15 protein-coding genes are annotated in these 19,444 nt (G+C 76.1%); 13 read left to right on the top strand and 2 right to left on the bottom strand.

What is annotated here, in order from left to right; genetic code table 11:
- The first annotated feature begins 9 nt into the window (after positions 1 to 9).
- The 9 genes from U5M74_RS03680 to aztD all read left to right on the top strand — a co-directional run bounded on the left by U5M74_RS03680 (position 10) and on the right by aztD (position 11,156).
- Positions 10 to 297, top strand: coding sequence for a hypothetical protein (locus U5M74_RS03680; RefSeq protein ID WP_410906250.1), 288 nt, complete (start codon positions 10 to 12; stop codon positions 295 to 297).
- 43 nt (positions 298 to 340) lie between these two features.
- Positions 341 to 2,818, top strand: coding sequence for a glycogen/starch/alpha-glucan phosphorylase (locus U5M74_RS03675; protein WP_410906248.1), 2,478 nt, complete (start codon positions 341 to 343; stop codon positions 2,816 to 2,818).
- Between the two features lie 87 nt (positions 2,819 to 2,905).
- Entirely contained in the window at positions 2,906 to 4,444 is a 1,539-nt protein-coding gene (locus U5M74_RS03670; protein ID WP_410906246.1) for an MFS transporter, read from the top strand.
- Positions 4,445 to 4,456: 12 nt separating this feature from the next.
- The gene (locus tag U5M74_RS03665; protein WP_410906244.1) at positions 4,457 to 5,590 is read left to right on the top strand and encodes an aminopeptidase P family protein; all 1,134 of its coding nucleotides are present in this window, start codon (positions 4,457 to 4,459) and stop codon (positions 5,588 to 5,590) included.
- Positions 5,591 to 5,763: 173 nt separating this feature from the next.
- A complete protein-coding gene (locus tag U5M74_RS03660; protein ID WP_410906242.1) occupies positions 5,764 to 7,266 on the top strand; it encodes an APC family permease in 1,503 nt (500 codons plus the stop codon).
- Complete coding sequence (locus U5M74_RS03655) at positions 7,263 to 7,763, top strand: hypothetical protein (protein WP_410906240.1); 501 nt, start codon at positions 7,263 to 7,265, stop codon at positions 7,761 to 7,763. The genes U5M74_RS03660 and U5M74_RS03655 overlap by 4 nt, the downstream gene beginning before the upstream one ends.
- Positions 7,760 to 9,115: a dipeptidase gene (locus U5M74_RS03650; RefSeq protein WP_410906238.1), complete on the top strand. Its 1,356-nt coding sequence runs from the start codon at positions 7,760 to 7,762 to the stop codon at positions 9,113 to 9,115. The genes U5M74_RS03655 and U5M74_RS03650 overlap by 4 nt, the downstream gene beginning before the upstream one ends.
- 197 nt (positions 9,116 to 9,312) lie before the next feature.
- On the top strand, positions 9,313 to 9,585 hold the full coding sequence (locus tag U5M74_RS03645; protein WP_410906236.1) for a type B 50S ribosomal protein L31: 273 nt from the start codon (positions 9,313 to 9,315) through the stop codon (positions 9,583 to 9,585).
- A gap of 212 nt (positions 9,586 to 9,797) precedes the next feature.
- Positions 9,798 to 11,156, top strand: a complete 1,359-nt coding sequence (gene aztD, locus U5M74_RS03640; protein WP_410906234.1) for a zinc metallochaperone AztD — start codon at positions 9,798 to 9,800, stop codon at positions 11,154 to 11,156.
- A 68-nt stretch (positions 11,157 to 11,224) separates the two neighbouring features.
- On the opposite strand, the gene U5M74_RS03635 is transcribed toward aztD, so the two are convergent.
- Positions 11,225 to 13,072 carry a helicase HerA-like domain-containing protein gene (locus tag U5M74_RS03635; RefSeq protein WP_410906232.1) on the bottom strand — a complete coding sequence of 616 codons (1,848 nt, stop codon included), beginning with the start codon at positions 13,070 to 13,072 and terminating at the stop codon, positions 11,225 to 11,227.
- Between the two features lie 69 nt (positions 13,073 to 13,141).
- On the opposite strand from U5M74_RS03635, the gene U5M74_RS03630 reads away from it, so the two are divergent.
- The 4 genes from U5M74_RS03630 (at position 13,142) to holA (ending at position 18,961) form a co-directional block, all read left to right on the top strand.
- The gene (locus tag U5M74_RS03630; RefSeq protein WP_410906230.1) at positions 13,142 to 14,023 is read left to right on the top strand and encodes a DegV family protein; all 882 of its coding nucleotides are present in this window, start codon (positions 13,142 to 13,144) and stop codon (positions 14,021 to 14,023) included.
- A 122-nt stretch (positions 14,024 to 14,145) separates the two neighbouring features.
- On the top strand, positions 14,146 to 15,306 hold the full coding sequence (locus tag U5M74_RS03625; protein ID WP_410906228.1) for a ComEA family DNA-binding protein: 1,161 nt from the start codon (positions 14,146 to 14,148) through the stop codon (positions 15,304 to 15,306).
- Positions 15,303 to 17,849 (top strand): ComEC/Rec2 family competence protein, encoded by a 2,547-nt coding sequence (locus tag U5M74_RS03620; protein ID WP_410906226.1) that lies wholly within the window; start codon positions 15,303 to 15,305, stop codon positions 17,847 to 17,849. Before U5M74_RS03625 ends, U5M74_RS03620 begins: the two co-directional genes overlap by 4 nt.
- A gap of 80 nt (positions 17,850 to 17,929) precedes the next feature.
- Complete coding sequence (gene holA / locus U5M74_RS03615) at positions 17,930 to 18,961, top strand: DNA polymerase III subunit delta (RefSeq protein ID WP_410906224.1); 1,032 nt, start codon at positions 17,930 to 17,932, stop codon at positions 18,959 to 18,961.
- A 161-nt stretch (positions 18,962 to 19,122) separates the two neighbouring features.
- Here the strand turns inward: holA and rpsT are convergent, their stop codons facing one another.
- Positions 19,123 to 19,383, bottom strand: a complete 261-nt coding sequence (rpsT, locus tag U5M74_RS03610; protein ID WP_410906222.1) for a 30S ribosomal protein S20 — start codon at positions 19,381 to 19,383, stop codon at positions 19,123 to 19,125.
- Between the last annotated feature and the right edge of the window lie 61 nt (positions 19,384 to 19,444).

Genomic DNA, 19,444 nt, shown 5'->3' with positions numbered 1-19,444 from the left:
CATGGAGCCATGGACACCTTCATCGTCCCCGTGACGTTCCCGAACCTCGACACCGCCACCCGCGACGCCGGCTCGTTCCAGGACGCGCTGCGCACGGCGGGCCTGACCGCCGAGCTCGTCGGCGTGCCGGACGACGAGGCGCAGGACGACGCGGCGCGGCCCGACCCGGGCCCGGCCACGTTCGAGCTGCGGGTCGAGGCCGCCGACGCGGACGACGCGGAGCGCCGGGTGCAGCAGGTGGCGGACGGCCAGTTCCCGCCCGGCATGGTGCTGCTCGGGACCGCCACACCTGTCTGACACCCGTCTGACGTGGCTCGTCGTTCGCTTGTAATGTCGTGACGTGACCGACTCGACCCCAGTCATCGCCACGCCCGAGCACTCCGTCGACGGCTTCGTCCGGCAGTACCTGCGGGAGCTGACGTACTCGCAGGGCACCACGCTCGAGCGCGCCACGACCCACGACAAGTACCTCGCGCTCGCGCGCACCGTGCGGGACTACCTCATCTCCCGCTGGAACCGCACGGTGGACAGCTTCCTCTCCAGCGACGACTCCCGCGGCGTCGCCTACCTGTCGGCGGAGTACCTGCTGGGCCGCCAGCTCGACAACGCGCTGCTGGCCTCCGACCTGCAGGACATCGCCGCCGAGGCCCTGGCGCGCCTGGGCATCTCCCTCGACGAGCTGCGCGCCGCCGAGGTCGAGCCCGGGCTGGGCAACGGCGGCCTGGGCCGCCTGGCCGCGTGCTTCCTGGACTCGCTGGCCACGATGGACGTGCCGGCCATCGGCTACGGCATCCGGTACGAGTACGGCATCTTCCGCCAGACCTTCGTCGACGGCCGCCAGGTCGAGGAGCCGGACAACTGGCTCGACAACGGCTCGCCGTGGGAGTTCGCCGCCCCGCAGCAGGAGGTCACCGTCGGCTTCGGCGGGCACACCGAGACGTACACCGCCGACGACGGCACGGAGCGCTCGCGCTGGGTGCCCGGCTGGGAGGTGCTCGGCGTGCCCCACAACTACATGGTCCCCGGCTTCCAGAACGGGCGCGTGAACACGCTGCGGCTGTGGAGCGCGCGGGCCACGCGCGCCTTCGACCTGCGGATCTTCAACTACGGCGACTACACCGAGGCCGTGCGCTCCCAGACGTTCGCGGAGAACATCTCCAAGGTCCTGTACCCGGAGGACTCCACGCCCCAGGGCAAGGAGCTGCGGCTGCAGCAGCAGTACTTCTTCGTGGCCTGCTCGCTGCGCGACTTCATCGACACCGTGCTGGGCGAGGGCTTCGACCTGCACCGCCTGCCCGAGCGGATCATCTTCCAGCTCAACGACACGCACCCCGTCATCGCGGTCCCCGAGCTCATGCGCCTGCTCGTGGACGAGAAGGGCTTCGGCTGGGACGAGGCGTGGGCGATCACCCAGCAGTGCTTCGCGTACACCTGCCACACGCTGCTGCCGGAGGCGCTCGAGGTGTGGTCGGTCGAGCTGCTCGGGCGGCTGCTGCCGCGCCACCTCGAGATCATCTACCGCATCAACGAGGAGTTCCTGGCCCAGGTGCGGGAGCGCTCGGGCGGCGACGAGATGCTCGCGCGCCGCATGTCGATCGTGGCCGAGCACCCCGAGCGCGCGGTGCGCATGGCCTACCTCGCCACGGTGGCGTCCACCAAGGTCAACGGCGTCGCGGAGCTGCACTCCCAGCTGCTGCGCGACAAGGTGCTGCAGGACTTCGCCGCGTTCTTCCCGGAGAAGTTCATCAACGTCACCAACGGCATCACCCCGCGCCGGTTCGTGCGGCTCGCCAACCCCGGCCTGTCGGGCCTCATCACCGAGGCCATCGGCGACGGCTGGGTCACCGACCTGGACCGCCTGCGCGAGCTGGAGCCGCTCGCCGACGACGCCGAGTTCCGCCGCCGCTTCCGCGAGGTCAAGGCCGCGAACAAGGCCCGCCTCGTGGGCTTCCTCGCCGCGCGGGACGGGATCCAGATCGACCCGGCCACGATGCTCGACGTCATGGTCAAGCGGCTGCACGAGTACAAGCGCCAGCACCTGAAGCTCCTGCACGTGGTGTCGCTCTACGAGCGGATCCGCTCCGGCGAGCTCGACCCGGCCCGGGTCACGCCGCGCACCGTCGTCTTCGGCGCCAAGGCCGCGCCCGGCTACCGGATGGCCAAGGAGATCATCGCGCTGATCAACCACGTCGCGGCACGCGTCAACACCGACCCCGTGGTCTCGCAGGTGCTGCGGGTCGCCTTCCCGGCGAACTACAACATCACCGTCGCCGAGACCCTCATCCCGGCCGCCGACCTGTCCGAGCAGATCTCCCTGGCCGGCAAGGAGGCGTCCGGCACCGGCAACATGAAGTTCGCCCTCAACGGCGCCCTGACGATCGGCACCGACGACGGCGCGAACGTCGAGATCCGCCAGCTCGTCGGCGACGACAACTTCTTCCTCTTCGGCCTCACCGAGCCGGAGGCCAGCGCCATCCAGGAGGCGGGCTACCGGCCCGGTGCCTACTACGAGCAGGACCCGACCCTGCGCCGGGCGCTCGACCTGGTCGCGTCGGGGGAGTTCTCCGGCGGGGACCGCAGCGTGTTCGAGCCGATCGTCTCGAACCTGCTGCACGAGGACCGCTTCATGGTGCTGGCGGACTTCCAGTCCTACCTCGACGCCCAGGACCGGGTGGAGGCGGCGTACGCCGACGCCGACGCCTGGAGCCGGTCGGCGGTGCTCAACGTGGCCCGCTCGGGCTTCTTCTCCTCCGACCGCTCGATGCGCGACTACCTCGACCGGATCTGGCACGCCCGCCCGGTGGCGATGACCGCCTGAGCGGCCCCGGCTCGCCCGGCACGGGTGAGCCGACCGGGCCGGGCGGGCCCTAGCGTGGCGGCCATCGTTCGCAGCGGAGGTGGCCGCATGGTCGGGACGAGCACGGGGACGTCTGCCGGGACGACCGCCAGGGGCGTCCTGGCGGCGACCTGCCTGTCGACGCTGGTGGTCAACGCCAACACCTCGGCCGTGAGCATCCTGCTCCCGGCCATCAGCGAGGACACCGGCACCTCGGTGCAGACCCTGCAGTGGGCGGTCACCGGATACTCGCTGGTCGGTGCGGCGGTGATCGTCACCTCCGGCTCGCTCGGCGACGTGTTCGGCCGGAAGCGGATCTTCCAGCTCGGCCTGCTGCTGTTCGTCGCCTCCTGCGTGCTCATCGCCCTGGCGCAGTCGGGGGCGATGGTCATCGCCGGCCGCGTCGTCCAGGGCGCCGCCGGCGCGACGATCCTGGCCTGCGGACTGAGCCTGCTCTCGGTGGGGATCGCCGACGAGAAGGCCCGGCTGCGCGCCGTGTCGCTGTGGGGCGCCGCGGCCGCGGTCGGTGCCGCGGCGGGACCGCTGCTCGGCGGCGTGCTCGTCGACCTCACCGGGTGGCAGGGCCTGTTCTGGATCGACGCGGTGGTCGCCGTGGCGTGCATGCTGCTCACCTACGCCACGGTCGCCGAGTCGCGCGACCCCGGCCGGCCCCGGTCCATCGACTACGCCGGCACGGTCCTGGTCGCCCTCACCCTCGTGCCGCTCATCCTGGGGGTCAGCCAGAGCGGCGAGTGGGGCTGGCTGTCGGTGGGGACGGTCGCCTGCCTCGTGGTCACCGTCGCGGCCGGCCTGGCCTTCGTGGCGGTCGAGCGGCGGGTACGCGTCCCGCTGCTCGACCTGGCGCTGCTGCGCAACCGCGTGCTGGTCGGCTCCACGCTCGTCATCCTCATCGGTGCCGGCACCATCAACGCGCTGATGTACCTGCTCAGCCTGTACTTCCAGGACCCGGCCACGCTCGGGTTCACCCCGCTGCAGGCGGGCCTCGCCACGCTCCCGGCCACGGTCGGCCTCGTGGTGGTCGCCCCGCTCGTGCCGCAGGTCGCGGCGCGCATCGGCCCCCGCCAGACGATCGGCGCCGGCTTCGCCCTCACCGCGGCCGGTTTCGTCGCCGTCGGCTTCGCGCAGGGCTCCTGGCGGTACGCGGCGTTCCTGCTGCCCCTGGTCGCGATCGCCGTCGGCATGGGCCTGACCAACGGCCCGGCCTCGGCCGCGGCGACCGCCTCGGTGCCCGAGCGGCAGGTGGGCGAGGCGTCCGGGGTCTCCAACATGGCGCGCTACGTCGGTGCCGCGGTGGCGACCGCGCTCGCCGCGACGATCTACGGCTCGGTGACCGCCGGGCGGCAGGCGCGGGGCGCACCCGCGGCGGACGCGCTCGCGACCGGCCTGGCCGCCGCGTCGTGGGTGATGGCGGTGATGTGCGTGCTGGGGCTCCTGCTCGCCGTCGTCGCGATCCGGCGCCAGCGGGCGGCGGGGCGCGCCACGCTGGAGGACTCCGCCGCCGCGGCCGCCGCCCACCTGCACACGATCCCCCCGTCCGCGCCGGGACGGCACCGCCGTCGGGAGCGCCCCGCCCACCAGACGACCTGAGAGGAGGCGGCGATGACCGCGACCGCGGCCGTCCCGGCCCCGTTCACGCGTGACGACTACGCCGCCCGGATGCGCCGGGCCGTCGACGCGGCCCGTGCCGCCGGGCTCGACGGGCTGCTCGTCACGCCCGGGCCGGACCTCGTGTGGCTCACCGGCTACCGGCCGACGGCGCTCACCGAGCGCCTCACCGCGCTCGTGCTGACGGCCGACCGGGAGCCGACCCTCTTGGTGCCCACCCTGGAGCGCCCCGACGCCGAGGCCGCCGAGGGGGCTGCGGCGGCGACCCTCGTCGACTGGACCGACGGCGCCGACCCGTACGCCGCCGCGAGCGCCCTGCTGCGCCCGGACGGGCGCTACGCCGTGTCCGACAGCGCCTGGGCCATGCACCTCCTCGGCCTGCAGGCGGCGCTGCCTGCCAGCCGGTACCACGCGATGACGGCGCGGCTGCCGATGCTGCGGGCGGTCAAGGACGCCGACGAGCTCGCCCGGCTGGACGCCGCGGCCCGGGCCGCCGACGCGACGTACGAGGAGATCCTCGGCGTGCGGTTCGCCGGGCGCCGGGAGACGGAGGTGGCCGCCGACCTCGCCGACCTGCTGCGCGGCTTCGGGCACGAGCAGGTGGACTTCACCGTGGTGGGCTCGGGACCGAACGGCGCCAACCCGCACCACGAGGCGGGGGAGCGGGTCATCGAGCCCGGCGACTGCGTCGTGCTCGACTTCGGCGGGCTGATGTCCGGCTACGGCTCCGACACCAGCCGTACCGTGTGCGTGGGCGAGCCCACCGACGAGGTCCGCGAGGTGCACGAGGTCGTCCGGCAGGCCCAGCAGGCCGGCGTGGCGGCCGTCCGGCCGGGGGTCGCCTGCCAGGAGGTCGACCGCGCCGCACGCCGGGTGATCGCCGAGGCGGGCTACGGCGAGCGGTTCATCCACCGCACGGGGCACGGCATCGGGCTCACGACGCACGAGCCGCCGTACATGATCGAGGGCGAGGAGCGGCCGATGGTGCCGGGCATGTGCTTCTCCGTCGAGCCCGGGGTCTACCTCCCGGGCCGCTTCGGCGTGCGCATCGAGGACATCGTCACCGTCACCGAGGACGGCGGCCGGCGCCTGAACACCACGAACCGCGGGCTGCGCACGGTCGCTTGAGCCGCTCCCGGCCGACTACCCGCCGCGAGTGAGGCACGGGCCGGGGGGCGGGACCCAGCATGACCATGGGCCGTGCGGCCCGCGGGTTGCTCGACGGTGAGGAGTCCTGCCATGTCCGTGCACTGCGAGACCCTGCCCCAGGGGCCGGGCACCGAGCCGGGAGGTGGGGCCCGATGAGCGCGATGGACCTGCCGGCCGACCGACCGGTCCCCGGGCGCGCGTCCCAGCCGACGTCGCGCCCGGCGGCACCGGCGGCGATGAAGACCGCGGCGACCACGACGGTGATCTCCTGGGTCGCGCTGGCGCTGATGACGACGAGCTCGGTGGCCAGCCTCCGCGCGGCGCCGACGATGGCGGTCTACGGCCTGGCGTGCGTCTTCCTGTACATCGTCCCGGCGATCATCTTCCTCATCCCGACCTCGCTGGTCTCGGCCGAGCTGGCCTCGGGCTGGAAGGGCGGGGTCTACCGGTGGGTGTCGCAGGGAATCTCCGCGCCGATGGGGTTCCTCGCCGTCTGGTGCCAGTTCGCGATGACGATCTTCTACTACCCGAGCCTGCTCGGGTTCGTGGCGAGCACCCTCGCGTACGTGATCAACCCGGCGCTGGCCGCCAGCGGCGTCTGGACGGCGCTGGTGATCGTGGTCGTCTACTGGACCGGGGTCTGGGTCTCCTCGCGCGGCACCTCGGGCGTCGCGGGCCTGGCGAGCGGCGGGCTGATCATCGGGACGCTGATCCCCGGCGTCGTGCTCGTGACGCTCGGGGCCGTGTTCCTCGGCCAGGGCAACCCGTCGGCCGCGCCGATGGACGCCTCGCACCTGCTGCCCCAGTGGGCCGGGCTGGCGAGCCTGGTGCTGATCGTGAACAACTTCCTGTCCTACTCCGGCATGGAGATGAACGCCGTCCACGTCGGCTCCCTGCGCAACCCCGGCAAGGAGTTCCCGAGGTCGATGTTCCTGGCGATGGGGCTGGTGCTGCTGATCTTCATCCTGCCGGCGCTGGCGATCAGCTGGGTCGTCCCCGCCGAGCAGCTGTCCCTGACCGCCGGCGTGATGCAGGCGTTCGACGCGGTGTTCGCCCAGTTCGGCACGCAGTGGCTGACGCCGGTCTTCGGCGTCATGCTGGTGGCCGCGTCCCTCGGCGGCATGCTCACCTGGCTGGCCGGACCGTCCAAGGGCCTGCTGCTCATCTCCCGGCAGGAGGGCTATCTCCCGCCGTTCCTGCAGCGCCTCAACAAGCACGGGGTGCAGCAGAACATCCTCGTCACCCAGGGCGTCATCACCACCGTCATCGCCCTCGGGTACGCGCTGATCCCGAACGTCTCCAGCGCCTACTGGATCTTCTCGGTGATCACCACGCAGGTGTACCTGATCATGTACTTGCTGATGTTCGTCGCCGCCGCGCGGCTGCGGCGCAACGACCCGGACCACCCGCGCGGGTACCGGGCGCCGATGCTCGTCACCATCTGCGTCGTCGGGTTCGTCGCCTCCCTGGCCGCGCTGCTGGTGGGCTTCATCCCGCCGTCGCAGTTCGGCGGGAGCAACCCGTTCGTCTACCTGCTGATCGTCGGCGGCGGGGCGCTCGGGCTGGGGCTCCTCGTGCCGTTCTTGTTCTACCGGTTCCGCAAGCCGTCGTGGAAGCAGCCGGCCCCGGCCGGGGAGGAGGTGTCGTCGTCATGAGACAGGACAACGGGACCGGCGACGGGCCGGTCCGCAGCGCCGACGAGGTGGGGAGCGCGGCAGCGGAGCGCCCGGACCCCTGGCGCCGGGTCGTCTACTGGGTCGCGCTCGGGCTGCTCGTCCTGCTGGCGGTGGTCGCGCTGCTGACGTTCGAGGCGGCCCGGTCGACCACGCAGGCGCAGGAGAAGGCGGACCAGCTCGTCGCCGCCCTGGAGGACGCCGGCGCCACGCCCCCGTCGCGCGAGCAGATCGTGCGGGTGCTCGGCGACGACGGCGGCGCGGCCTGCCAGGACCCGGGCAACGCGCTGCGCAAGGCCACCCTGTTCTCCCAGCTGACGAACGGCGCCTCGGGCCCGGGGGTGCGGCCCGTGCTCGCCGACAGCCGGGTGGTGCAGGGCGAGCTGCTCATCGTCGAGATCTACTGCCCCGAGGAGCTGGAGGACTTCCAGGAGACCGTCGCCGGCCTCGAGCTGGCCGACGTGGTGGTGGACGGATGACCGCCGCCGGCCTCGGGGCGCGGGTCCGCGCGCAGATGCCGCGGGCCCGGTCCGACCTGGCCGACCTGGTCGCGATGCGGTCGGTCGCGGACGCCCGGCAGTTCCCGCCCGAGGAGTGCTCCCGCGCGGCGCGCTGGGTGCTCGAGGCGTTCCGGGAGCTCGGGTTCGCCGACGTCGCGCTGCACGACACGCCCGACGGCAGCCAGGCGGTGATCGGGTCCCGGCCGGGCGGCGGCCCCGGCGCCCCGACGGTGCTCCTGTACGCCCACTACGACGTGCAGCCGCCGCTCGACGACGCGGCCTGGCGCACGCCGCCGTTCGAGCTGACCGAGGTGGGCGGCCGGTGGTTCGGGCGCGGGGCGGCCGACTGCAAGGGCAACATCGTCATGCTCCTCACCGCCCTGCGTGCCCTCGGAGGCGACGTGCCGGTGAACCTCCGCCTGGTCGTGGAGGGCTCGGAGGAGCAGGGGACCGGCGGGCTCGAGGACTTCCTGCCCCGGAACGCCGACCTGCTGCGGGCCGACGCGATCCTCGTCTGCGACACCGGGAACGCGGCCGTCGGCCGGCCCGCGGCCACCGTGAGCCTGCGGGGCATGGTGAACGTCGTCGTCGACGTCGAGGCCCTCCCGTCGGAGCTGCACTCCGGCATGTTCGGGGGGCCGGCCCCGGACGCGCTCGCCGCGCTCCTGGCCATGCTCGCCTCGCTGCGCGACGCCGACGGCGACACGACGGTCCTCGGCCTCGACCACACCCAGACCTGGCCCGGTGCGCCCTACGACCCCGACGCGTTCCGCCGCGACGCCGGCGTCGCCCCGGCCGAGTCGCTCCTGGGCTCGGGCACCGTCTCGGACATGCTGTGGGCGCGCCCGGCGCTCACCGTCCTGGGCATCGACTGCCCGCCGGTCGTCGGGTCGTCCGCCTCGATCGTGCCGAGGGCGAGCGCCCGGCTGAACCTCCGCATCCCGCCGGGCACGGCGCCGGACCAGGCCGAGACCGCCCTGACCGAGCACCTGCACAAGGCCGCGCCGTGGGGCGTGCGGGTGGCCGTCCGGCCCGAGTCGAAGGGAGCACCCTTCCGAGCCGCCACCGACGGGCCCGCGTACGCGGCCATGGCCGCGGCGATGCGGGAGGCGTTCGGGCACGACATGGTGCTGCTCGGCCAGGGCGGGTCCATCCCGCTGTGCACGGTCTTCGCCGAGACCTACCCCGACGCCGAGGTGGTGCTGATGGGCGTGGAGGAGCCGCTCGCGCTGATCCACGCCCCGAACGAGAGCGTCGACCCGCACGAGATCGAGCGGCTCGCCGTGGCCGTCGGCCTCTTCCTGCAGGACTACCGCGGGGGCGCGGCGTAGCGCCGGCCGCGGGATGCCCCGCACCGGCGGCGCGCCCCGCCTGGCGGGTGGCGCGCCGTCGGCGTCCCCTGGGAGGGGCGGTCACCGGCGGGACGACCACCGGGGAGTGGCCGCCGGGCCGGGAATACCAGGACGTCGCCCCTCCTTATGAGAACAGTTCTCACGACAGCACGTCGACATCCGCGAGGAGCGCTCAGATGAAGAAGGACATCCACCCCACCTACGGCCTGGTCGTGTTCCGCGACGCTAGCGCCGGCTTCGCCTTCCTGACCCGCTCGACCCTGGCCGGCGACACCGCCGCGGGCCCGGGCCGGCCGACGAAGACGATCGAGTGGGAGGACGGCAACACCTACCCGGTCGTCGACGTGGAGATCTCCAGCGCGAGCCACCCGTTCTGGACGGGCAGCGCGCGCGTGGTCGACACCGCCGGGCGCGTGGAGAAGTTCCGCCAGCGCTACGGCAAGCGCTGAGGACCCCGCCCGGGCCGGCGGCCCGGGACAGAGGCGCGCGAGGGGCGCGGCACCGCAGGGTGCCGCGCCCCTCGCCGTGTCCAGGGGTCTCGACGGTGTCGCGCCAGGTCAGGGCGCGGCGACATGCGGTTGATAATCGTTCTCACTTCTGGTTCGCTGTGGTTTGCACGTGAGAACTGTTCTCACAATCCGACGACGCAGAAGGACCACGCATGCATCGCACGACCCCCCGCCGCCTGTCGGCGCTCGCCCTCGTACCGCTCGGGGCGCTCGCGCTCGCGGCCTGTGCCGGCCCCGGCTCCGACGGCGCCGCGTCCTCCGCAGCGCCCTCCGCCGCCTCCTCGTCCGCCGAGGCCCCGGCCGCCACCGAGGAGCAGGCCCGCACGCCCCGCATCGCGGTGACCTACGACGGCGGCGTCCGCGTGCTCGACGCGATGACGCTCGAGGAGGTCGGTGACCTCGAGGTCGACGGCTTCACCCGCCTCAACCCGGCCGGGGACGGCCGGCACCTGCTGGTGTCCACGACCGGCGGCTTCCGCGTGCTCGACGCCGGCACGTGGGCCGAGGCGCACGGCGACCACGCGCACTACTGGACGTCCGCGCCGGCCCTGCTGGACGTCACCTACGCCGCGGAGGAGCCCGGGCACGCCGTCCACCACGCCGGCCGCACCGCGCTCTTCGCCGACGGCACCGGCGAGGTCACCGTGCTCGACCCGGCCCACGTCGCCGAGCCCGCCGACGCCGTCGTCGACCGGCTCACCCTCCCGGCCGCGCACCACGGCGTCGCGGTGCCGCTGTCCGACGACACCATGGTCGTCTCCGAGGGCACGGCCGACGCCCGCACCGGCATCCGTGTGCTCGACGCCGACGGCGCCGAGGTCGCGGCGAGCGACCAGTGCCCCGGGGTGCACGGCGAGGCCGTCGCCGCCGAGGAGGCCGTGGTCATCGGCTGCGAGGACGGCGCGCTGGTCTACGCCGGCGGCACCATCACCAAGGTGCAGGCGCCCGACGCCTACGGCCGCATCGGCAACCAGGCGGGCAGCGAGGCGTCGCCCGTCGTGCTCGGCGACTACAAGACCGACCCCGAGGCGGAGCTGGAGCGCCCCACGCGCGTCTCCCTCGTCGACACCCGCGACGCGTCGCTCACGCTGGTCGACCTCCCCTCGAGCTACACGTTCCGCTCCCTCGCGCGGGGCGAGGACGGCGAGGCGCTCGTGCTCGGCACCGACGGGCAGCTGCACGTCATCGACCCCGAGGCCGGCACGCTCGTGAGGTCCATCCCGGTGATCGACGCCTGGGAGGAGCCGCTCGAGTGGCAGGAGCCGCGCCCGGCGGTGCTCACCCTCGACGGCTCGGTCTACGTGACCGACCCCGCCACGCAGTCGGTCCACGCCGTGGACGTCGAGTCCGGCGAGGTCTGGAAGAGCGCGCAGCTGGACGTCACGCCGAACGAGATCAGCGGCGTCACCGGCGACGTCGCCGCGGAGCACGGCCACGAGCACGACCACGAGCACGAGCACGAGCACGCGGAGGGCGAGCACGCGGAGGGCGAGCACGACCACGCCGAGTGACCCCCGCGACGGCGGCGCCGCACCACGGGTGCGACGCCGCCGTCGTCGCGCACGGTGCGCGCCGGCGGTCAGCGCCGGCGGGTGCCGAAGACGGTCCGGGTGATCTCCCGCGCGAGCGCGGTCCCCGCCGAGCGCAGGAGCGCGTCCAGCGGGCTGCCGGACCGGCGCGAGGTGGTGCGCGTGCCGCGCGAGCGCCCGCGGGCCGCCTCGCGCTCGAGACGGGCGCGCCGCTCCGCCAGCTCGGCCTGCTCCTTGCGCGCCCGCTCCGCCTCCTCGGCGCGCTCGGCCGCCGCCTCCGCCGCGGCCCGCGCGGCGGCCTGCTCCTGGGCGCGGACCTGGAGCAGCTCGGCCGCGGACTCCCGGTCGACCGCCGTGCCGTAGGCCCGCTGTCCTGGGGAGGCGGCCACGATCCGCTCGGCGACGTCCGGCGGCGCGGGCGCCATGGCCGACTGCGGGGCCCGGACGCGCGTCCACGCGACCGGGGCAGGGGTGCCCGCCTCGGTGAGCACGGTGACCACGGCCTCGCCCGTGCCGAGCGACTGCAGCAGCCGCTCGAGGTCGTAGGGGGACTCGGGGAACGTGCGCACCGCCCGGCGCAGGGCGGTCGCGTCGTCAGGGGTGAACGCCCGCAGCGCGTGCTGCACCCGGTTGCCGAGCTGGGCGAGGACGTCGGCCGGCACGTCCTTGGGTGACTGAGTGACGAAGAAGACGCCCACCCCCTTGGACCGGACCAGCCGCACCGTCTGCGTGACCTGCTGGAGGAACTCCTTCGAGGCGCCGGTGAACAGCAGGTGCGCCTCGTCGAAGAAGAACACCAGCCGCGGCCGGTCGGGGTCGCCCACCTCGGGCAGCTCCTGGAACAGGTCGGCGAGCAGCCACATGAGGAACGTCGAGAAGAGCGCCGGGCGGTCGGCGACGGCGGGCAGCTCGAGGCAGGAGATCACGCCCTTGCCGTCGGCGGTGGTGCGCAGCAGGTCCGACGTCGCGAAGGCCGGCTCGCCGAAGAACACGTCGGCGCCCTGCGCCTGCAGCGCCACGATCTCGCGCAGGATCACCCCGGCGGTGGCCGAGGAGACGCCACCGATGCCCTTGAGCTCGGCCTTCCCGTCGTCCGAGGCGAGGTGGGCGATCGCGGCCCGCAGGTCCTCGAGGTCGAGCAGCGCCAGGCCCTGGGAGTCCGCCCAGTGGAAGACCAGGCCCAGGCTCGACTCCTGGGTGGCGTTGAGGTCCAGCACCTTGCTGAGCAGCAGCGGCCCGAAGTCCGTGACCGTGGTGCGGATCGGCGCGCCCGTGCCGAGGCCGCCCAGCGAGTACAGCTCCACCGGGTAGGCGGTGGGGCGCCACGGCTGGCCGATGCCCTGCGCCCGGCGCGCGATCGCGTCGCTGTGCTCGCCCGGGACGGCCAGGCCGGACAGGTCGCCCTTGACGTCGGCGAGGAACACCGGCACGCCCGCGTCCGAGAGCCCCTCGGCCATGCCCTGGAGGGTCTTCGTCTTGCCGGTGCCGGTCGCGCCCGCGACGAGCCCGTGGCGGTTGAGCATCCGCAGCGCGAGGCCCACCTGGGCGCCGGCGTTCGGGCGGGGATCGCCGCCCACCTCGCCCTCCAGCAGCGCGCCGAGCGGCAGCGTGCCGCCGGGGGAGGCGTACGCGGCCGCGACCTCAGCCGCGTACCCGGTCAGGCCCGGTGCGGCGTCCGGTATCGGTGCGGCGTCCGCGGTGCCCGCCGCCGTGCTGGCAGCCGCATTCACCGCGGGGGGCGGCGGCGTGACGCCGGCCGCGGCCTCGGCGGCGTCGAGCGCCGCCTGCGCGGCCGCCGCCCTGGCCTCGGCCGCCTCCGCGGCGGCCTGCGCGGCCGCCGCGCGCAGCGCCGCGAGCTCGGCGGCGGACGGGGCGGGGGACCGGGCGTCGTCCGACATGGTCGCAACGTAGCGCGCGCCCTCCGACGGCGCCGCGCGAGCGCCGGGCGTCGGTAGGGTGACCCTGCCATGACCGACGCCCGCCCCTCCACGCCCCTGCCCCCGGTGCGGGTGGTGACCGACTCGACGGCGTGCCTGCCCCCGGCGGCGCCCGGCACCGCCGGGCCCGTCGTCGTCCCGCTGCGCGTGCTGGCGCCCGACGGCGAGCACCGCGAGGGCGTCGACCTCGCCCCGGCCGCCGTCGCGGAGCGGATCGAGGCCGGCGAGCGGCTCACCACGTCCCAGCCGCCTCCCGAGGACCTCGCCGTCGCCTACCGCGACGCGGTGGCCTCCGGGGCCCGCGCCGTCGTCGCGGTGCACCTGTCGGGCGCCCTGTCGGGCACCGTGGACGCCGCCGCGCGGGCCGGGCAGCGCGCCATGGTGCCGGTGCGGGTCGTCGACTCGCGCACCGTCGCGATGGGCCTCGGGTTCGCCGCGCAGGCCGCGGCGGCGTGCGCCGCCGCGGGCGCCGACGCCGCGCACGTGGCCGACCGAGCCGCGCAGGTCGCCGGCTCCAGCCGGACGCTGTTCCTCGTCGACTCGCTCGACCACCTGCGGCGGGGAGGTCGCCTGTCGGCGGGCGCCGCGGCGCTCGGGACGGCGCTCGGGGTGCGTCCCCTGCTCGAGATCCGCGACGGGCGGATCCAGACGGTCCAGCGGGTCCGCACCCGCGCCGCGGCGCTCGACCGGCTCGTCGCGCTCGCCGTCGAGCACGCGGGCCGCTGCGAGGCGCCCGCCGTCGCGGTGCACCACCTCGGCGCCGAGGACCGCGCCGATGCCGTCGCGCAGCGGCTCGCCGACGAGCTGGACCTGGCCCCGGTGGTCACGCCGGTCAGCGCGGTGCTCGGTGCGCACGCCGGGCCCGGGGCGCTCGCGGTGGTGATCGCCGACCTGGGCGGGCACCCGCACTGACGGGCCGCGACCGCCGACGACCGCGACCGGGAGGCCGCCCCCAGGAGCGGCTCCGCGGCGCAGGTCCACAGCCGCCGCCGCAGGGCGACGGCGCGGTGCAGGTGGTCCGTAGCGTCCCGGACGTGAGCACCTCCGTCCCGCCCGGGCCGCCCGCCGGGCCGCGTCCCGGCCCGCAGCCGGCGCTGCTGCCGTCGTCGCCGCCGGCGTGGCAGCCGACGCCGCTGGGCGCGCCGGACGACGGCCGCGACCCGCTGGCCGCCGCGCTCGCCCGCTGGGACGCCGCCCGGGGCTCGGCGGGCCCGGCGGCGCCGCCGGCGGTGCACCCGGCCGAGCTCCCGCCGGGGCAGCTGCCGGGAGAGCTGCCGGGAGAGCTGACGGGAGAGCTGATGGAGGGAGGGCCCCCGGAGCAGGCGGGGGACGAGCCAGGCCCGCCGCCCTCCGCGGGGGCGCCCGCGAGCGAGGACCCGGCGGCCGACGAGCTCGCCACGCGCCTCGTCGCCCGCCGCGCCGCCGGGGCAGCGGCGCGGCACGCAGCCACCGCCTACGCCGCCACGCACGGCCACGTCCTCGGCGAGGGCGACGCGGGCCGGGCGCGCCGGTGGGCGCTGCGCGGCCGCACCGCGCTCGTCGCCGCGGTGGCGGTGCTGGCCGTCGCCGTCGGGACGGCGCTGCTGGCGTGGCCCGGCGGCGGCGCCGTCGAACCGCTCACCACGACGTCGGCGGGCGCCGCCGCGCCCGGTCCGGCCGCCGTCGAGGTGCCGGGAGCGGGCACACCGGCGGCGTCCGCCGCGTCGGAGGCCGCCGGGACCGCGCCGCCCGCCGGTGCGGGCGAAGCCGGCGTCGTCGTGCACGTCGTCGGGCAGGTCACCGCACCGGGCCTGGTCACGCTGCCCGACGGTGCCCGCGTGGCCGACGCCGTCGACGCGGCCGGCGGCCCCACGGACGAGGCGGACCTGTCCGCGCTCAACCTCGCGCGCACCGTCGTCGACGGCGAGCAGCTGCGGGTCCTCGCGCCCGGCGAGGAGGTGCCGGCGGCCCCGGCCGGTACAGGCGGCGGAGGCGGCACCGGCGGCGAGGCCGCGGCGGGCGGCGCCGTCGTCGACCTCAACAGCGCCGACGAGGCCACCCTCGACACGCTGCCGGGCATCGGCCCGGCGCTCGCCGGGCGGATCCTCGCCTGGCGCGAGGAGAACGGGCCGTTCACCTCGGTCGGCGAGCTCGACGAGGTGTCGGGGATCGGGCCGGCGGTGCTCGAGCGCCTGCGCGACCTGGTCCGCGTGTGAGCGGCGCGGTCGACCTGCGTCTCGCGCCGGCGGTGCTCGTCGCCTGGGCCGCGGCGTGGGCCGCGACCGGGCCCGCGGAGCCGTGGACGGCGGCGGTGCTGGCCGCCGCCACGGTGGTGGCCTGCGCCGCGGTGCTCGCCGTGACCGCCCGCCGGACCGCCCGCCGGGCCCGTCCGGGGGCTCGGGCCACCCGTGTCGTCGCCGCGCACGTCCTGCTCGCCGCCGCGTGCGCGGCGGCCGTCGTGCTGTCCGCCCACGTGCAGACCGCGGGACGCGCGCCGCTGGCCCGGTGGGCCGAGCAGCAGCCGGTCGCCGAGCTCACCGGCCGCGTCGCCTCGGAGGCGCAGCCGGCGGCGTTCGGCGACGGCGTGCGCTGGACGCTCGCGGTCGAGCGGGTGACCGCTCGCGGCGTCACCCTCGCGGTGCGGGCACCCGTCGAGGTCACCGGCCCCCGGCCGGCCCCCGCCTACGGCGAGCGCGTCGCGGTGCGCGCGCAGCTGGACGCGGCGGACGCCGGCGCCGCCGAGGCCGCCACCGCCCGGGCCGACCGCCTGGCGCGGACGGTCGCGCCCGCCCCCGCCGTCGTCACGGCGACCACGACGATGCGCACGGCCCTGCTCGCCGCCACCGACGGCCTGTCGCCGCAGGCGCGCGGGCTGGTGCCCGGCATCGCGGTGGGCGACACCTCCCGCCTTCCGCCCGACCTCGACGAGGCGTTCCGCACGACGGGCCTGACACACCTGACGGCCGTCTCCGGCGGCCACTTCGCCATCGTCCTGGCGCTGGTCACCGCCGTGGCGGGTGCCGCGCGCCTGCCCCGGGCCGGCCGTGTCGTGCTGGTCGCGGCCGTCGCGGCCGCGTTCGTGCTGCTGGTGCGGCCCGAGCCGAGCGTGCAGCGGGCCGCCGCCATGTGCGCGGTCACGCTCGCCGGGGTCGCGCTCGGCAGGCCCGCGGCGTCGGTCCCGTCACTGGCCACGGCGGCGACGGTGCTGCTGCTCGCGGACCCGTGGCTGGCGCGCACGTACGGGTTCGTCCTCTCGTGCGCGGCGACGGCCGGGCTGGTGCTGCTCGCCCCGCCGCTCGTGCGCCGGCTGGCCCCGTGGACCGGCCGCCCGGCGGCGTTCGCCCTCGCCGTGCCGCTCGCGGCCCAAGCGGCCTGCGGTCCGGTGCTCGTGCTGCTCGACCCGGCTCTGGCCACCACGTCGGTCCTGGCCAACGTGCTCGCCGCTCCCGCGGTCGCCCCCGCCACCCTGCTCGGCCTCGCCGCGACCGTGACGGCCCCGTGGTGGCCCGCGGCGGCCGGGGCGCTCGGCTGGCTCGCCGGGCTCGCCACCGGCTGGATCGCGGCGGTCGCGCGCTGGTGCGCGGGACTGCCCGGCGCGCTGCTGCCGTGGCCGGGCGGCGTCGGCGGGCTGCTGGCGATGGCCGCCGCGACGGTGGCGCTCGGCGTGCTGGTCCTGCGGCGCCCGCCGGGGGAGGGCTGGCCGGTGGGGTGGGCCGACCGGCCACGCCGGGTGCTGCGCGACGCGGCGGCGTGGTCGCGGGCCGCGGGCGCCCGTCGTCGCGCGGGGCTGGCGACGCGACGCGACCGCACGGCGGCCGCCGGCGCGCTCGTGGTCGTGCTGCTCGCCGTGTCGGGGGCCACGACCGCGGCCGTGCGGACCGTCGCGTCGGGCGGCGTGCCGCCCGACTGGAGCCTCGCGGCGTGCGACGTCGGGCAGGGCGACGCGCTCGTGGCGCGCAGCGGCCCGAGCTCGGCGGTCGTCGTCGACGTCGGCCCCGACGGCTTGGCCGCCGCGCGGTGCCTCGACGCGCTGGGCGTCGAGCGGGTGGACCTGCTCGTGCTCAGCCACTTCCACGCCGACCACGTCGGCGGGCTGCCCGCCGTGCTGGCCGGCCGGGAGGTGGCCGGCGCGCTCGTCTCCCCGCGGGCCGAGCCCGCGGGCCAGGCGCGCCGCACCCTCGCGGCGCTGCAGGCCGCCGGGGTGGCGGCCCGGGTGCCCGCTGCGGGGGAGTCGGGCACGGCGGGGGAGCCCGGCGCGGCCGGGAGCGCGGACCGGCACGTCGAGTGGCGGGTGCTGGGCGCGGGCAGCGCGGCGCTCGGCCCCGCGGCGGCGGGCTCGGGCGGGGAGGAGGGCGACGGCGCGAACGACGCGAGCCTCGCCGTCGCGCTGCGCGTGGTCGCCCCGGGCGGGGCGGCGGAGGTCGTGACGCTCGGCGACCTGGAGGAGGCGGGCCAGGAGGCCCTGCGGTCGCGGCTCGAGAGCGCCGGCCAGCAGGGGGTGGCCGGCGGCGTCCTCGACGGCGTCGACGTCGTCAAGGTGGCCCACCACGGCTCGGCGTCGCAGTCCGACGGGCTGGCTGCGCTCCTGCACCCCGGCGTGGCGCTGGTGAGCTCCGGCGCGGACAACACCTACGGGCACCCGACCGAGCGCGCCCTGGGCCTGTTCGAGGGGCTCGGGGCCGCGGTGGTGCGCACCGACCGGTGCGGCACCGCCGTCCTCGTGCTGCGGGCGGGCGGTCTCGCGCTGGCGTGCCGGTGACCGGGCGCCCCGTCCCGGCCGCGATCACCGCGAGGAGGGCGGCGCGCGGGGGCGTGGGCGGCTCGTGGCAGAGTGGGCGCGTGCCTCCCGCAGCCCCCACCACCGGCCGCCGCTCCGGCGGCGCCCGCAAGGCGCCCGCCGGCAACGTCCGCTCCTGGGACGAGCCCGCGCTCGCCCCCGTCGTGCTGGTGCGCGGCCCGGAGGACCTCCTGCGCGAGCGGGCCGCCGAGGGCGTGCTGCGGCTCGCGCGCGAGCGCGACCCGGAGACGGAGAAGGTCGAGCTGGAGGGCGCCACGTACGGCGCGGGCATGCTCCAGGTGGCGACCAGCCCGTCGCTGTTCGGCGAGGCCAAGCTCGTCGTGGTCGCCGGCGCCGAGGCCGGCACCGACGAGCTCTACGCGGACCTCCTCGACTACGTCGCCGCGCCCGACCCGGAGACGACGGTCGTGGTGGTGCACGCGAGCGGGCAGCGCGGCAAGAAGATGCTGGACACGGTCGTCGGGTCGGGCGCGCCGGTGCTGCAGTGCGACCCGATCGCCCGCGACGCCGAGAAGGCGGACTTCGTCGTGCGCGAGCTGCGCGCCGCCCGCCGGCGTGCCGAGCCGGACGCCGTGCGCGCGCTCGTCGACGCGCTCGGTGCCGACCTGCGCGAGCTCGCCGCGGCCGTCGCGCAGCTCGTCGCGGACACCACCGGCACGATCACGGCGCCGCTGGTCGACCGGTACTACGGCGGGCGGGTGGAGGCCACGGGCTTCAAGGTCGCCGACGCCGCGGTCGCCGGGGACGCCGGCACCGCCGTCGCGCTGCTGCGCCACGCGCTGGCCACCGGGGCCGACCCGGTGCCTCTCGTGGCCGCCCTGGCCATGCGGCTGCGCACGCTCGCCAAGGTGGCGGCGATCCGCGGCGGCGGGGTCACGGCGCGGGAGCTGGGGCTGCAGGACTGGCAGGTCCGCAACGCGCAGCGGGACCTGCAGCGCTGGACGCCCGAGGGGCTGGCCGCCGCCATCACCGCCGTGGCCCAGGCCGACGCCGACGTGAAGGGCGCCGGGCGCGACCCCGTCTTCGCGGTCGAGCGGGCGGTGCTGACGATCGCCCGCGCCCGGCGCCGCTGACGCCCGCGCCCGACGCCGCTGACGCCGGCGCCTGGCGCCGCTGATGCCGGCGCCGCGGACCGCGGCGCCCGGGCTCGCGCCGGGGAGGCGTCCGGGGACGACGAAGGGCGCCGCTCCCGAGCGGGAGCGACGCCCTCGACGTCTCTGTGCCGTGCGGCGACTCAGAGGGAGTTGACAACCTTCGCGATGGCCGACTTGCGGTTCGCGGCCTGGTTCGCGTGGATGACGCCCTTCGAGACGGCCTTGTCGAGCTTCTTCGAGGCGGTCGACAGCGCGGCCTGCGCGGCGTCCTTGTCGCCGGCGGCGACGGCCTCGCGGACGCGACGCACGTGCGTCTTCAGCTCCGACTTGACGGACTTGTTGCGCAGACGGGCCTTCTCGTTCGTCTTGATGCGCTTGAGCTGGGACTTGATGTTTGCCACTGGTGGACTTCCTGGTGTGTTCGCCTGCCGGCGAGCGGATAGGTCGTAGAGGGCGGTCACA

Source organism: Puerhibacterium sp. TATVAM-FAB25 (genome assembly GCF_046535855.1).
GTDB classification, from domain to species: Bacteria; Actinomycetota; Actinomycetes; order Actinomycetales; family Cellulomonadaceae; genus Puerhibacterium; species Puerhibacterium variabilis_A.
Note: the sequence above shows the minus strand (reverse complement) of the source record. Positions and strands in the feature narration are given on the sequence as shown.